A 15688-nucleotide genomic window follows, 5' to 3' on the forward strand; every position below is an offset into this window, starting at 1 on the left:
ATCATGTGTACCTTCAAAGGTACACATGGTATCGCCACTACTCTAATAGTACAGCTAATTTCATTATAAGATTAAAATAGTCAATTATTTCGCAAGAGCCTCATCGATCACTTTTGCTTGTGCAATTTTATGTGAATCCATATCCCCTTCAGAAGTAGAAGACATTTCTGGACGTCCTACATATTTTACCTTTTTACCATCTGCAAGGTCTAGTAAATATTCTAATGCATACTTCCATGGACCTTGGTTTCTTGGTTCTTCTTGTACCCAGGCAATTTCTTTGGCATTAGGGTATTTTGCAATGATGTCAGCAATCTTTTGTGACGGGAATGGATAAAGCTGCTCTACACGAACGATATGAAGGTGATCATATCCTTTTCCATCTTGTACACGATCTGCTAAATCAATTGTTACTTTACCAGAAGCAAGGATTATGCGTTCAACCTTTTTAGCATTGCCACCTAAACCTGGTTGTTCGATTACTTCTTGGAATCTGCCTTCAGAAAGCTGTTCCATAGAAGCAGCTGCTAATGGATGGCGAAGCAGTGATTTTGGTGAAGGAATCACTAATGGACGCATTGCTTCAGTTCCAAGCATTTTCGCTTGACGACGCAATAAGTGGAAGTAGTTTCCTGCATTTGAGCAATTTGCTACGATCCAGTTATTTTCAGCAGATAACTGCAGATATCTTTCAATACGTGCCGAAGAGTGTTCCGGACCTTGACCTTCCATCGCATTTGGTAATAGAAGAACTAGACCAGTTTTTTGGCCCCATTTAGAACGTGCGGAAGAAATGAAGTTATCAAACATAACTTGGGCCATATTGGCAAAATCTCCGAATTGACCTTCCCAGATTGTTAATGCATTTTCGTTTTCTAAATTGTAGCCATATTCAAATCCGACAATTGCTGTTTCCGTCAGTGGAGAGTTGTAGACAGCAAATGACGCTTTTGAATCAGAAACATTGTGTAATGGTACTAATTCTGCACCCGTATTTTTGTCATGCAATACTAAGTGACGTTGTGAGAAAGTACCACGCTGTGCATCTTGACCAGTAATGCGAATTGGGTTTCCATCACGTAAAATGGCTGCGAATGCTAATGTCTCTGCGTGACCCCAGTCAATTTTATCAGTCTCAAGAGCTTCAACACGTTTATTCAAGATCTTGGCAAGTTTGTTTTGAGGCTCAAAACCTTCCGGCCATGCTAATAAATCTTCGTTGATTTGAGTTAGGTCCTCTTTTGAAACACTTGTATCTACTTCTGGGTAGTCATCTTTTACTGCTTGTGGCATTTCAATTTCAAAGTGGCCTTTAGTGGCACCAACTTCTTTTACATGGTCATAAGAAGCTTGCATTTCTGCATAAATTTCTTCATCAAGCTTTTTCACTTGTTCTTGAGTAAGAATGCCTTCGTTTGCTAATTTTTCCCCGTACAGTGTACGTACAGTCGGGTGTTTTGTTACGATTTGATATGTTAACGGATTTGTTACTGTTGGATCATCCGTTTCATTGTGACCAAAGCGACGATATCCGATTAAGTCTACTAAAATATCTTTGCCGAATGTTTGGCGGTACTGGAATGCTAAACCAGCTACTTGCAAGACAGCTTCTGGATCATCTGCATTAACGTGGATAACCGGTATTCCGTACCCTTTTGCCACATCGGAAGAATATTGAGTTGAGCGTGAATCATAATGCTCCGTTGTGAAGCCGATCATATTATTCGAAATAATGTGAATTGATCCGCCTGTTGAGAAGCCGGAAGTATTTGCATAGTTGAACACTTCCTGTACAATACCTTCTCCAGCAAAAGCTGCATCCCCATGTATCAGAACAGCCAATGCTTTACTTGGATCATGGCTAGGTGTGCCCGCATTTGTCGTGACTTCCTGTGCTGCACGTGTTGAACCAGTAATGACAGGGCTTACAACTTCCAAGTGAGATGGATTATAAGCTAATTTAACTTTCATGCCTGATTGCATGGAATATGAAGCACCCATATGGTATTTCACGTCGCCAGTCCAACCCTTAGTAATTTCCAAAGAACCGTCTGCTGGGAAGAAATAATCATTTGGAACATGCGCAAAATCAGCAAACATCATATCGTATGGCTTTTTGACTACATGAGTTAAAACATTTAAACGGCCACGGTGTGCCATTCCGATTTGTAGAAATTTCATTTTTTCTTCGTCGGCTTTTTTAACCAGTTCATCAAGTAATACAACTAAAGTATCTAACCCTTCGATAGAGAAGCGCTTTTGGCCCACAAAAGTTTTATGGATGAATTTCTCGAAGTCTTCAACTCGAGTCAATCTTTCTAATAATGCTTTTTTGTCTTCAGCACCCAGATTTAAGAAGGCTTTCCCTGATTCAATTTTATCTTGAATCCATTGACGCTCTGCTTCTTCTGCATGTGCATACTCATAAGCGATTTTACCTGTATATTGAGAACGCAAATAGTCGATTGCTTGTTTGCCGTTGGTAACGCTTCCAGGAACATTATTAAAGAATAATGAAGCTGGCATTTCTAATAAATCTGCTTCAGTTAAGCCATATGAAGCTAATTCAATGCGTGATGAATCTAATTTTCGGTCTTTTAGTGGGTAAATATCTGCTGCTAAATGTCCGTGGGAACGAATTGCATCAGCCAATTGTACTGCTGCAAAGATTTTTTTGATATTGCCAGGTTGACTTGCAGTAATTGTAGTTGTACTTACTGCAACACCTTCTTCATTTGAAATGATAGGTGCTCCAAATTGCTGGAAAAGTGCAACGAGTTCTGGTTCAACTTGCTCAGGAGATTGCAAGAATAAATCATACTGCTCCATCACATACCCTAAGTTAGGACCAGAGAATGCTGACCAAGGGGAACCAGCAAATAATACATTGTTCGACATGAGATAACCTCCAAATTTCGCCCTAAGGCAGTTCCATTGTTATATCTAAAATATTATTTCATATTTTGCCATTCTTCTACAATAGAAATTATCTATTGAATTAATTATGAATATTTATTAATTAAAATGAAGAACGTATTTTTTCCATTTCAATCTTACTACTCTTCACAAAAAATACAACTATTTTTAACAAAATAAGCAATTTTTTTTGACTAATCAACTATTTTTAGTATCTAAAGATTAAATACTCCTATGAAATACTGAATTTAAGAGTAAAAGTTGTTCCTTTTCCTACTGTACTTGATACTTCTATATCGGTTTCATATTTCTCTGCAAGCATCCTCGTAATACTTAACCCCAGGCCTGTACCTCCACCATTATTTTCTCTTGAAGGATCTACTCGATAAAATCTATCAAAAATAAATGGAAGATGATCTTTGGAAACACCAATTCCATTATCTTTTATCGTCAAGAAAATACTTTCGGATAAATAATGCACTTCTATATCGATAATAGGTATTTCTTCGTTGTATCGTATTCCGTTTTCAATAATATTGCGCAAAATCTGGGCTAATGCATTCTCAGTAATATTCGGTTGTTTTACCTCGCCATTTTCAACAATGTTAAAGATCGCCTCGGGATAAATAATTTGCAGCTCATTCTTGACAGATGACAGTACATTTCTAATATCGGCCATTGCTTCTACATCTCGTTCTTCTTTTCTGGCTAGGTTCAACAATTCTTCAATCATCTTTTTCATCCGCGTCACTTCAACCAAAGAAGTATTCAATGATTCCTCCAGTACTTCCGGGTCATTTTTCCCCCACCGCTGGATTAGTGATAAATGCCCTTCAATCGCTTGAATAGGTGTTCTTAATTCATGAGAAGCATCCGATACAAATTGTTGTTGTTTGGCAAAAGAAATCTCAAGATCTTCCATCATGGATACGTAGAGCTTAAGTAAATCGCCAATTTCATCATCAGTGTCATAGGTGAAGTTTATCTTCTCCTCAAACCCTTTCTTCTGGACAGACAACATGGAATCTCGCAAGTCCTGTAAAGGCCTTATCAAAACATTTGCTAAATAGTAGCCGATAAATCCGGCAATGAGTATGGCTCCGCATCCTGCGATCAACATAGTCGTAATAATATATTGCATCATCGAGTGGAAGGTTGATAATGGGTGGATTAGTTGCAGAACCCCTACAAAATTACCGATAGTCACAACCTTGTTTACGACAAATACATCTTCGTTATCAACTTTCTCTTTCGACACTACCATATCTCCCAATTGGTCGTAGGACATGTCTAGATGAACAGCAGAATTGACATCATTGATTTGCAGCACTTCATAGCCATCCAAGTTAAAGATTCGAACTGTTTGGTTTTGATTGACGATAGCTTTGGATAGACCCGTATTTCTTTGGAAATCCTGGATCGAGATGGAGTTGTCCTGTGAACTGAAAAATGACGTTAGGTCATCTGCTGTCCTGATCGCATTATTTTCTTCATTTTGTACCAGCCAGGAATACAGCGCTATATAAATAACACTGCAGATAATCGCATAACTTATAAAAATGACAACCGCAGTTGAAATTGTCCATTTCTTTTTTAACGATTGGTTTTTAGGAAGGAATTTTTTCAGCTTTTTCATTCTCTCACCACATAACCGACACCGCGCACTGTTTCAATATAAGGCTCTAGCTCGGTTTTTAATTTGGCACGCAGGTGTCGAATGTAGACGTCGACTACATTTGTTTCTACTTCCGAAGAATATCCCCAGACAGTTTGTAATATTAATTCCCTCTCACATACGCGGTTTTTGTTTTCACATAATAGCTTTAATAAATCATACTCTGTTTTCGTCAAATCAAGTTTTTTACTTTCAAAGAGGACCTCATAAGATTTTGGATTAATCGTGATATCCCGGACTTTGATAATATGTTCTTCCTCTACTTCGTCTGCATTGGAACCGGCTCTTCTTAATACTGAACGTATTCTTGCAAGCAATTCCTCAATTGCAAAAGGCTTTACGATATAATCATCTGCACCGGCATCTAAACCTGCTACCCGATCCATTACAGCATCCCTTGCAGTAATGAGCAAGATAGGTACATCTGAGTGCGCGCGAACTCTACGGCAAATTTCAATCCCGTTTAAACCAGGCAGCATGACATCAAGCAGAAGGCAATCAAATGTCCCTTCCAACGCTTTATTTAATCCTTCCCTCCCATCATGGGCTACAGTCACATCAAATTGTTCATGCTTCAACTCCAGTTCAATAAAACGAGCTATATTTTTTTCATCTTCCACCAATAATATTTTTTTGTACATCCATTCACCTTCTAGAATATAAATAAAAAAATCCTCTTTTTAAGTTTATCTTAAAAAGAGGCTATAACAAACTATAAAAGTTCAGGACTATAAATCGTATAGTTATTTTTTGAAGAGGCCTTCACGTTGTATAAGGCCTTATCAGAACTGGATAATAGTTTCTCAAGGCTTACTCCATGGTCTGGATAAAATGCAACGCCAATCGACGCTGTTGGTGCAAATAACTGTTTTGAAATCATCCAGCCCTGCTGGAGATTTTGATTAATGCGCTCAATGATTTGGTTGACCTGTTGTTTGCGCTTAATATTATCTCGAACTAGACCAGTTAAAATAATGGCGAATTCATCTCCACCCATCCGCACAACTAAATCATTAGCACGAACGCTTCTCATTAAAGCTCTACCAAATTGAATAATAAATTCATCCCCGACATCGTGGCCAAATTGATCATTAACATTTTTAAAATTATCTCCATCGACATAAAGGACAGCTAAAGATTCGGAACTAATATTCGAAATTTCCACTATTCTCGGAAATTCTTTATGTAGATATCGACGATTCGGCAACTGAGTAAGCGAATCATGGAAAGCTAAAAATGAAAGCTGATTCTCTTTTTCTTTTCTGTCATTTATTTCACGGGCAACCATTATAATCTGCATCCCGCGATTGCGTATATAATCCTGAACAACTGTATAATTACATTCAGCCCAGAATTTTTGACCATTTTTTGCTTGATGGATGAGGTCAATCTTTGAATTTTTCCGTTCTGCCATGCTTTCCAATTCATCGCTCCAGGTTTCTTTGCTTTCGGAAGTTAAAACCGCAGTATAGAATTGGCCGAGCAAATCTTTTCTTTCATAGCCGAGCTTTTCTGTATAGGCATCGGATACATATAAAATAATCCCATCTTCATTTGTAACAACAATTAAATCATTGGTATTTTCTGTAATCAGTTTAAACATATGCTCAATATTTCGAAGTTCAGTCAGCATTCTCTTCTTTTCTGAAATATCATAGTAAACGTTAATGTATTGTATAATATCTCCATTTTCATCAAAGAACGGAATAAATGTTGTGTCAGCCCAGTAAGGCGCTCCATTTTTTGTCCGATTACAAATTTCGCCTCTCCAAACTTCACCTTTTTCTACCAAAGCAAAAATGTCATCAAAAAATTCCTTGGAATGAGTGCGTGAATCAATCATTTCTAAAGAATTGCCAATTAGCTCTTCCCGTGTAAAACCCATTTGTTGTACAAAACGATCATTTACTTCCAATACCTTGCAATTTCGGTCCATGATTATAATTTCTGCAACACTGTTTATGGCATATTGAAAATTGGAAAGCCCATTAGAGGTAGTACGCAATTCTTTTTCTTGCAAAATCAATTGTGTTACATCTTGTAAAATCATAAAAACTGCTACAACTGTCTCACCTTGAAGCAACGGTGAAAAAGTAGCAGTAAAGCTTCTAAGAGTTTCGTGTTTATCAATCAAAGTCAAGATTTTAGAGGTCAACCCATTGCCTTTATATGCATCTTCTAAATAGTTTCTTAGTTGATCGGGATTTTCTATAAAGTCCAATTCAAAAAGATTTTTAAATCGGACCTCGTTCATATCTAAATTAAATTCTTCCAAGAATTGGGGGTTTGCTTCAAGAAGCCTTCCCTCATTGGACACTAAAACAGTTGATAGGAAAGTGTTAGAGAATATGGAACGCATGAAAAGATATTTATCTTCTATATCGCGAGCAAAAGCAATTTCCTTCGTCTGCGCCAACACATACGTACGGCCTCCATCAAAAACAGGGATGACTGTCGTTTCATACTTTTTCACTTCAGAAAGGACATAGATATAATCCTGATAACTCACTTGTTCCATCTTTTCGACCGCTTTGTGGTAATTGCTGGTTATGGTTTCACAGTCACGGTCTTTCATAACCTCGGCAACTGTTTTTCCAATTACCTTATCTGAAAGTAGCTCAATAGAAGATTTGTTTAAATGGATATAACGATAATCCTCTCCATCTTTTTCCATAAAAAAAACAAAATCCTTGCTGTTTTCAAAAAGAATATCGAATTGGCTTTTTGGAAAGGTTTGTAAAAGCATTGAGCACACCTCCTACTTATCATTAAGAAGCAAAAGAAGCGGTCTCCTTCTTAACAATTTCAAGACATTTTTCATATTGTCCTTGTTCTTCTGTTTCATCAAAACTTACAATTTTAAATTCGTTGTCCATAATATCAAGAATATATGAAGCAGTAACAGTTGCATTTCCAATCAATGTTAATTTGTATTCATCCTCAAGAATTTTCACTTCACATCTCACAAAACCTCCAGGATTGAATACAGTAATTACATCGTACTCTACAAATCCATTCAGCCTGGAAACAAGTGCTGAAGCTGTCATAGCTGTCCCGCAAGCATTCGTAAAGCCAACGCCGCGTTCAAAAGTACGGACAAAAATGGTGTCATTTTTCATTGGATACACATAACTTACGTTTACGCCATCCAAACAATATTCATTTTCACTGTTTAAAAATTGAGCTAAATTTTGCTGATGCGTTCTATTTTCAATATCCTCCTGTTCCACGATTCCAATCAAATGCGGGTTAGGCACCGAAACAGCTGTGTAAGGAATTGTACTTGAGAATTCCGGTATCACTTGGTGACGAATTTCTGTTTGCTCACCGTACACCATTGGCAAACTACTTAGAGAAAATAATACAGGAGAAATTTCAACTGCATATGTCGGGATATCCTCAAATAATGGTGTTTCTTTTTTTACAAACAGATCTGCTTTCATTGTTTCAATGATAGCTTCATCTTTTCCTATATTTTCACACACGAACCTTGCCACACACCGGAGACCATTACCACACATTGAAGCTTCCGAACCATCTGCGTTGATTACGCGCATTTTTGCATCTGCCGATTCCGAAGGTAAAACAAGTAGTAGACCGTCTGCACCTTTATGATTATCTTTTTGACAAAGCCACTTCGTTAACTCTACCCAATTGAACTCATTTTCATTGTCGGTATTATATAAGTAAAATGTATTGCCAGAACCATGAACTTTTAAAAATGTTCTTTCCACTTATCATTCGCTCCCTACTTATCTTTACTTCTATCATAATTGTAAATGATTCTTGAATCAACTTAATAAATCTAATAAAAAATTTATAATTTGTTCACAATTTTTAAAGAGAAAAAAATGTAATTTTAGATTAAAATCATTGTATAAAGTCGAAAATCTATAATATGATATTAACAGAAAATATTTATTAATATAGTTTTTTTAGTTGTATTTTCGGGAAACTAAAATTCTTCGAAAATATTGTTTGACGTCCAGTTCCTTTAGGTATATTATTTCAAATGTTGCCCTTGTAACAATGTAATTTTTAGATTTGCAACTATCCTAAAAAAGGAGGCGTTTCATTTGTTAAAGTGTAGAGACCTTTCAGAAACAAATGAGTTATACCAATTAATGATCCACCCAACAGTTTTCCCTTATGTTCGTCATAAAACAAACTCACCAGAAGAGTATCTATTTATAACGAAACAACTATTAGAAGAAGAACAATTAGGAAAGACTATCTCAAGAACGATAACCGATGACTGGGGTCAACCAATTGGAACTATCACTTTATATGATATTCAAGATGGAGCGGGCTTCCTTGGAACATGGATAGGTGTGCCGTTTCAGGGCAAAGGTTATAATCAAGCAGCAAAATACGATTTTCTTAAAGAACTCTTCTTTGAAAAGGACATTCATACAGTATTTTTACGTATTCGAAAAGAAAATGAAAAATCAAAACGTGCAGCGCTAAAATTACCTTATGTAATTGATGCTACAGAAACCAATCCAGCACTATACGAAGAGATTAATGCTGGTGAAACCAAATTCGACCTATTTAAAATACCAAGAGACTTATTCTACATCGTTTCTGCAAACGATCAATCAAACGAAGAAGAACAAGCAATGTAAAATAAATTTTCATCATTATATATAAAGCTGCCCAGAAACGATTTCTGGACAGCTTTTTTGTGTATTTAACAAAATTAACGGTATATTCAGCAAAACATACTCTATCCTACTGTAAAAGAAACATCTCGGCCTTAAAGTTATTTCTCGTATTGAAGAATCAAGCTAACCATTTCAGCCGGTGTTTTGGGACTTTCGGCTTTTTTCATCGCATCCACATACTCGCCGCTTTTTTTCGAAAGAGTATTGATTGCCTTCATAAAAGTACTTTTTGAGAGCATTTCTTCTTCAAGTACGTGAGCAAAGCCTTGACGTTCAAAGATATTGGCATTCAAGATCTGATCGCCGCGACTCTTGGTTGCCGAAAGCGGGACAAGAAGCATCGGTTTCTTCAGAGCCAAAAATTCAAAAATTGAGTTTGAGCCTGCACGCGACACAACCAAATCAGCTGCATACAGCAAATCCGGCAGCTCACTTGTTACGTAATCGAATTGCTTATACCCTTTCAAACTCTCCAAACTAGTATCTACATTCCCTTTTCCGCACAGATGGATTACATTATAAGCTGCTAGAAGTTCCGGTAAATTACTTCTTAATGAGTCATTTAGGACAACGGACCCTAAACTGCCACCCATTACGAGGAGAACTTTCTTGTCATCGGTAAAACCACAAAGCTTTTTCCCTCTTATTGCGTTCCCTTCAAACAATTGTTCCCGGACAATTGAACCTGTACAAGTGGCTTGCTCGCTCGGTAAATACTTTAATGTATCCTGGAATATAGTGAACACATGCGAAGAAAATGGCAATGCAATTTTGTTGGCAAGACCCGGGCTTACATCCGATTCGTGTATGACTACTGGAATTTTGGCTAATTTGGCCGCTACTACGACCGGTACCGAGACGAAGCCGCCCTTTGAAAAAATCATGGTCGGTTTTACTTTCCGTATGACTGAAAACGCCTGGCCAACTCCTGCCAACACTTTAAAAGGATCAGTAAAGTTCTTCATTGAAAAATAGCGGCGTAATTTACCGCTCGCGATACTGTGATAAGGTAGTTCTGGGAAGCTTTGAGTTATTAATTCTTTTTCAATCCCGTCATTCGAACCAATATAGTGCACTTTATACCCTTCCTTTAATAATGATGGAATAATGGCCTGGTTTAATGAAACATGTCCTGCAGTTCCGCCACCCGTTAAAATAATTGTTTTTTGTTTCACAAAAGAATCTCCTATCCAAATACAGCTAAATTGTATTTCACTTAAATTTATATGATTACAAAAGAATATAATGAAAAATGACTGATTTATTTATCAGTTATCCTTCTATTTTAGTCAATATTGTATCATATTTCATAATACGAACCATCCCTGCAGGGAAATAAAAATCCAGATAATAGTGTATGCTGAAGAAACTTGGATAAAAAAACCGAGCAAGAGTAACTCTTAGCTCGGTTCGGGTAAAATTTTTGGTTACATTTGGATAAATTGTTGTGTCCAATAGTTGCCATCTTCAACATACCCTACTCCAATATGAGTAAAGCTGCCGTTTAGGATGTTGGCACGGTGACCTTCCGAATTCATCCATGCTTGTACCACTTCTTCAGGAGTTCTTTGACCCTGTGCGATGTTTTCACCTGCAGCACGGTACGTAATACCAGCTGCTTTTATTTGATCAAATGGGCTTCCATAAGTAGGGCTTGTATGTGAGAAATAATTATTTGTCGACATATCTTGTGATTTGGCATGAGCAACTTTCATTAGCGGCCCATAGCTTTTTAGAGGTGCTAGACCATGTTTGGCACGTTCTGCATTAGTTAGTTCAACCACTTTAGTTTCAAAAGCTGAAACAGAACCCTCTTCTGCTGTGGGAGCGGCAGGTTTAGTTGTTTCTACCTTCTCTTTAGATGGAGCCGAAGGTGTTGTTGGAGCTACCGATTGTGCAGGTTGCTCTGTTACAGGAACTTGCGGCACTGAAGCTTGTTCTTGTTTCTTACTCGTTTCAGGTGCAGGAGCTGCCGCTTCTGGACTTTCCACCTTATCAATGGCAGCTTCATCTTTTGACGGTGCTGCAGTCTCTACTGAATTCTTATTATTCGTTTCATTTAATTGTTTCGTAATTAGTTTTTCTAATTGTACTTTCGAGACTTGCAGTTTATTTGATATATCTTTTAAACTATGAATATTTGTATAAGTAAAGTTATTCTTGAAGTCTGCCAATAGATTCTCGTATTGATTCTGATTAACAACTTTCACTTCATATTTTACGAAGTTGCCTTGAGCTTCCTCCTGATTGGATGCAGCGTCTGCTGCCTGCGCTTGCGTTGAGATTAAACCTAGTGCACAAAATGTAATAAACCATTTTTTCATTTTGTATTCCTCCTCTCGCAATCAATCATATACTAGAATAATTGAAAAAAAGGAGCCATTACTTGGTCATGCTTCCAACGCAAACTTCAAACGTAGTTAAATAGCAGGTTACCGACAAATAACCAGGAATGCATTTCCTGTAGATACAATACTTACAACTGAAAAGCTATTGACAGATTTTCGAGATTACTATACAAGTCAAAAACTTAACTTATATGACAGGCACATTACATTTATTTATCACCGATCACTTCGATTTGCTGAATATTTTCACCGATCATGACAATTTTGGGTGGCATGCTGATATATTCAGGAATCCATTGAACTAATCCATATGCATACTGGAATAGCATCGGAGTTCGTATACCTTCAATAGGAACATAGCCTTTTATTCGATAGACAGTAGATGGGAGCGAACGAACCCATTGTTCAAATTCTTCCTGCGAAAAGCTTTGTTTAAGTTCAATTAAACGGGAGCTTAGGTGCAAATGTGTTCCGATTTTTGCTGATTGAATCCCTTCTTTTGGAGTTTGAGCTGTTGCCTGCAAGTTTTCCAGCAAATTTAAGGGTACCCTTCCATTGGTCGTTTGTAATATAAAAGCATTAGGGTTTACACCTTGGATTTCAAATACTACTTTTGCCTGCTCCGCTTCTGAAAGCAAGTCCATTTTATTTGCCAATAACAGATGTGCGTGCCGGATTTGTTCGATAAAGAGACTTCTGACTTGTGGGGTTAGTTTGGCGCGTTCAAGCCACAGTTTACTATCAGCAACTGTTACAATCCCCTTTATATTCAGGCTTTCTGCAAATAATGGGGAATAAACCGCATCCAACGCTTCTACGGGATGTGCGGCGCCTGTTGTTTCGATAATCAGTACATCAAATTCGCTGTCTGCCAGCAGCGATTGTATTTGTGCTTCTGTTTTTTCTGCCCCTGAACAACAAATACACCCCTCAAGCATTTCTTTTAAAGGAATTTCTTCATCTACAGCTTGTGAGTCAAATGGCAGCTTCCCTAGTTCATTCATGATAACAGCTGGCTTTAGGCCCTTTTCTTTCAACTGCTTTAAGACATGTGTCAGCATGGACGTTTTTCCGCTGCCTAAAAAACCGCTGAATAAATAGACATCTTTCATTTGAACACTTCCCTTTTTTCTTTAATTATAGTAATCGTCTTTCCATAGATAAAAAAAGTGCTGCCCATTGCTCATAATTTGAACAAAAGCAGCCCTTCTTTCATAAATCTTATTTATTACAACTATTCGTTCTCAGCTTCTAATATATCTTTTGCTTTCAAAATATGTGGATCCTCGTTTTTGATTTTCTCTCTAATTGCATCCATTAATGCAAAAGTAGTTTCATTAGCAAGTACTCCATTTGCCTCCAACTGTTCGTCTGTTTGGAATGATTTAACTGCCTCTTGCGTTGCTTGGTCGAATGTTTCGTCGATCTTGCCAACTTCATAACCGAGTGCACTTAAAATTTGCTCAGCCGAACGAACTGAGGGAGAAACATTACCAATAGCGAATTCTGTCTCTGGATTAATATAAGAGGCAGTAGCATATTCTGGATACTCGACCACTTCGTCGGGTTTAATGCCCTTTTCATTAATCCAATTGCCATTTGGTGTCAGCCATTTACCTGTTGTGTATTTTAGGTTTGCACCATCTTGCAAATAGCTTACAGTTTGCACTGTTCCTTTACCAAATGAAGTTAAACCAACGAGCTTGGCGCCTGCCGATTCACTCAAGGCACCTGCCAAGATTTCAGAGGCAGAGGCACTACCATTGTCAATTAACACCACAACCGGTTGATGATACTTCTTGCCGCCTTCAGCCAGCATCATCTCAGCCTCACCTTCCCGGCCTTGCAATTGTACAATCGGTTTTCCTTCATCAAGGAATAGATTTGCTATGTCGATCGCAGAAGTTAAAAAGCCTCCTGGATTTTGGCGAACATCTAGAATTATGCTCTTCATCCCATCCGCATCAAACTCTTCCAGGAATTTTTCCAATTCATCATAGGTTTGTTCACTAAAAGATGTAATTTGGAGATGGGCTACTTTATCTTCTCCCATTTCACCGTATACCGTTTCGATTGGAATATCATCCCTAATAATGGTCATTTCAATTAACTCTTCAGATTCTCCACGTTGGATTGTTAACTTAACAGGAGTCCCCTTTTCACCGCGGATCAATAGCACCGCTTCGGAAGCACTCATCCCTTGGATGCTTTCGCCATCTACCGTCATGATCATATCTTCTGGTAGAATCCCCGCTTTTTCGGCAGGTGAGTTCTTGATAGGCGACACTACGACAATATTTCCATTACGTTCTTGAATTTCGGCACCAATTCCTTGGAAACTTGATGATAGATCTGAATTGAATTGTTCAGCTTGTCCCACATCCATATAATCTGAATAGGGGTCTTCCAAGGCGTCAAACATTCCGTTTATTGCACCATTAATAACCTCTTCTTCATCAATATCGACATAGTACTTACTTTTAAGTTCATCATAGGCATCGTATAGTTCCGAAAACTCTTCTCTTTCTACAGGAACTGAAACTTCAACAACTTTTTTCTCGCCAAAAGTCAGAGCAAGTATTGTTAGGCCAGCTGTCAGCAAAATTGTTAAGAAGATCAGCATAATGAAAGTAAAAGGCTTAATGCGTATAAATTTTCTTGCTGGCTTTATTTGTTCTTCTTGCTGTTCATTTTGTTCGGTATTCTCAAATCCTTGTGGGTTTTGATCATCCATCCTATTCACCACTCTCATTTTTACACAAACGTAAAAGAATCTGCTTTAATTTAATTCCCCCGATGATCGAAGGCAAACTTGCTTGATAAAGTTTAACATCTCTGCCCATTATACGTAAAGAAAGACTGTCATTTAATAGACAGCCTTACCAAAAGAATTATGCAAAGCACTTGATAAATATTACTCTTGAATTGCAGCCTCTAATGCTACGACAATCATATCATTGAATGTAGTTTGTCGTTCTTCCGAAGATGTAGCCTCTCCAGTAATAATGTGGTCTGATACCGTTAATACAGAAAGGGCTTTACGTCCAAATTTAGCAGCTAGTGTATAAAGGGCAGCCGATTCCATTTCGACAGCCAATACACCGTAACGAGCTAATTTTTCATTCTGGTTCTCTTCTGAATAGAACATATCGGCAGTAAAGATATTTCCTACCTTTAAGTTTAAGCCAGCTTCTACACCAGCATTATACGCCTTAAGCAGAAGTTCAAAATCAGCTGTTGGGGCAAAATCAATTCCGTTAAAAATAATCTCGTTCATTTTAGAGTCAGTTGAAGCAGATTGTGCAATGATGACGTCACGAACTTTCACATCTTTCTGGATTGCTCCACAAGTACCTACTCTGATTAATTTCTGTACCCCGTAATCCTGCATTAACTCCGTGGCATAAATTGAAATGGATGGTACACCCATACCTGTACCTTGAACTGAGACACGTTTTCCTTTATATGTACCAGTATATCCGAACATATTACGTACTTCGTTGTAGCATGTTACATCTTCTAAAAACGTTTCCGCAATATATTTTGCACGTAATGGATCTCCAGGCAATAAAATTGTTTCGGCGATGTCACCTTGTTTTGCATTAATATGGATACTCATTAGCAATCCCTCTTTCCAAAATTATCTCATCTTAAAATATACTTGCTTTTTTAGCTTTGTGCAATGATTTACCTTTTAATACATATCTTGCAATCTTGGTTATTTTATATACCACAATTCACTATCGGTATTTCATTTGATATAATTCCCATAATTCATCGAATACCTGCGTTGTCATATGCTCATCTGCCAATGTTTCTATATAGCTGGATAACTCCTCAAATGAAGTACTCCCTTTAGGAAAACTATGATCCATAAAGGCACCCTCTGCAAAACGGGACTTCGGATCTTTTAAATCCCCTCCTCTATAGGAAAGAATAAATCGATAAAAACTCTCAATCATTCCAACACTCCTTACTTTCAGCCTAAATTATATTTTTCATATTAGGACTTTTTTCTTTTTTATATAGTAAATTTTCTGAATATAATGTAAAATTTTATAAATACTAATAATTAGAAAAGCTGG

The 15688-nt window shown here is 37.5% G+C and carries 12 protein-coding genes; 1 reads left to right on the top strand and 11 read right to left on the bottom strand.

Annotated elements, in window-relative coordinates; all coding sequences use genetic code 11:
• Window positions 1-84 precede the first annotated feature (84 nt).
• From QYB95_RS03845 to dapF, 5 genes are all read right to left on the bottom strand, one after another.
• The gene (locus tag QYB95_RS03845; protein ID WP_301136807.1) at window positions 85-2898 is read right to left on the bottom strand and encodes a 2-oxoglutarate dehydrogenase E1 component; all 2814 of its coding nucleotides are present in this window, start codon (window positions 2896-2898) and stop codon (window positions 85-87) included.
• A 250-nt stretch (window positions 2899-3148) separates the two neighbouring features.
• Window positions 3149-4552: a HAMP domain-containing sensor histidine kinase gene (locus QYB95_RS03850; RefSeq protein ID WP_301136808.1), complete on the bottom strand. Its 1404-nt coding sequence runs from the start codon at window positions 4550-4552 to the stop codon at window positions 3149-3151.
• A complete protein-coding gene (locus QYB95_RS03855; protein WP_301136810.1) occupies window positions 4549-5232 on the bottom strand; it encodes a response regulator transcription factor in 684 nt (227 codons plus the stop codon). The genes QYB95_RS03850 and QYB95_RS03855 overlap by 4 nt, the downstream gene beginning before the upstream one ends.
• 71 nt (window positions 5233-5303) lie before the next feature.
• Window positions 5304-7337 (bottom strand): diguanylate cyclase domain-containing protein, encoded by a 2034-nt coding sequence (locus QYB95_RS03860; protein WP_301136811.1) that lies wholly within the window; start codon window positions 7335-7337, stop codon window positions 5304-5306.
• 22 nt (window positions 7338-7359) lie between these two features.
• Window positions 7360-8325 carry a diaminopimelate epimerase gene (gene dapF / locus QYB95_RS03865; protein ID WP_301136812.1) on the bottom strand — a complete coding sequence of 322 codons (966 nt, stop codon included), beginning with the start codon at window positions 8323-8325 and terminating at the stop codon, window positions 7360-7362.
• 342 nt (window positions 8326-8667) lie between these two features.
• Between dapF and QYB95_RS03870 the strand changes: the two genes are divergently transcribed.
• Window positions 8668-9216 carry a GNAT family N-acetyltransferase gene (locus QYB95_RS03870; protein WP_301136813.1) on the top strand — a complete coding sequence of 183 codons (549 nt, stop codon included), beginning with the start codon at window positions 8668-8670 and terminating at the stop codon, window positions 9214-9216.
• Between the two features lie 137 nt (window positions 9217-9353).
• Here the strand turns inward: QYB95_RS03870 and QYB95_RS03875 are convergent, their stop codons facing one another.
• From QYB95_RS03875 to QYB95_RS03900, 6 genes are all read right to left on the bottom strand, one after another.
• Window positions 9354-10430 (bottom strand): undecaprenyldiphospho-muramoylpentapeptide beta-N-acetylglucosaminyltransferase, encoded by a 1077-nt coding sequence (locus QYB95_RS03875; RefSeq protein ID WP_301136814.1) that lies wholly within the window; start codon window positions 10428-10430, stop codon window positions 9354-9356.
• Between the two features lie 252 nt (window positions 10431-10682).
• Window positions 10683-11579: a CAP domain-containing protein gene (locus QYB95_RS03880; RefSeq protein ID WP_301136816.1), complete on the bottom strand. Its 897-nt coding sequence runs from the start codon at window positions 11577-11579 to the stop codon at window positions 10683-10685.
• A gap of 233 nt (window positions 11580-11812) precedes the next feature.
• Window positions 11813-12715, bottom strand: coding sequence for a CobW family GTP-binding protein (locus tag QYB95_RS03885; RefSeq protein ID WP_301136817.1), 903 nt, complete (start codon window positions 12713-12715; stop codon window positions 11813-11815).
• A 122-nt stretch (window positions 12716-12837) separates the two neighbouring features.
• The gene (locus QYB95_RS03890) at window positions 12838-14337 is read right to left on the bottom strand and encodes a lmo1851 family serine protease (RefSeq protein WP_301136818.1); all 1500 of its coding nucleotides are present in this window, start codon (window positions 14335-14337) and stop codon (window positions 12838-12840) included.
• Window positions 14338-14517: 180 nt separating this feature from the next.
• Window positions 14518-15222 carry a purine-nucleoside phosphorylase gene (gene deoD, locus QYB95_RS03895; protein WP_301136819.1) on the bottom strand — a complete coding sequence of 235 codons (705 nt, stop codon included), beginning with the start codon at window positions 15220-15222 and terminating at the stop codon, window positions 14518-14520.
• A gap of 121 nt (window positions 15223-15343) precedes the next feature.
• Window positions 15344-15565 carry a YozE family protein gene (locus QYB95_RS03900; RefSeq protein WP_301136820.1) on the bottom strand — a complete coding sequence of 74 codons (222 nt, stop codon included), beginning with the start codon at window positions 15563-15565 and terminating at the stop codon, window positions 15344-15346.
• Between the last annotated feature and the right edge of the window lie 123 nt (window positions 15566-15688).

It is taken from the genome of Ureibacillus aquaedulcis (genome assembly GCF_030418165.1).
Taxonomy (GTDB): Bacteria; Bacillota; Bacilli; order Bacillales_A; family Planococcaceae; genus Ureibacillus; species Ureibacillus aquaedulcis.

What these genes read in the sequence shown, in the direction of transcription:
- QYB95_RS03845 (WP_301136807.1), bottom strand. Translation starts at nt 2,898, where the DNA reads ATGTCGAACAATGTATTATTTGCTGGTTCCCCTTGGTCAGCATTCTCT.
- QYB95_RS03850 (WP_301136808.1), bottom strand. Translation starts at nt 4,552, where the DNA reads ATGAAAAAGCTGAAAAAATTCCTTCCTAAAAACCAATCGTTAAAAAAG.
- QYB95_RS03855 (WP_301136810.1), bottom strand. Translation starts at nt 5,232, where the DNA reads ATGTACAAAAAAATATTATTGGTGGAAGATGAAAAAAATATAGCTCGT.
- QYB95_RS03860 (WP_301136811.1), bottom strand. Translation starts at nt 7,337, where the DNA reads ATGCTTTTACAAACCTTTCCAAAAAGCCAATTCGATATTCTTTTTGAA.
- QYB95_RS03880 (WP_301136816.1), bottom strand. Translation starts at nt 11,579, where the DNA reads ATGAAAAAATGGTTTATTACATTTTGTGCACTAGGTTTAATCTCAACG.
- QYB95_RS03885 (WP_301136817.1), bottom strand. Translation starts at nt 12,715, where the DNA reads ATGAAAGATGTCTATTTATTCAGCGGTTTTTTAGGCAGCGGAAAAACG.
- QYB95_RS03890 (WP_301136818.1), bottom strand. Translation starts at nt 14,337, where the DNA reads ATGGATGATCAAAACCCACAAGGATTTGAGAATACCGAACAAAATGAA.
- deoD (WP_301136819.1), bottom strand. Translation starts at nt 15,222, where the DNA reads ATGAGTATCCATATTAATGCAAAACAAGGTGACATCGCCGAAACAATT.
- QYB95_RS03900 (WP_301136820.1), bottom strand. Translation starts at nt 15,565, where the DNA reads ATGATTGAGAGTTTTTATCGATTTATTCTTTCCTATAGAGGAGGGGAT.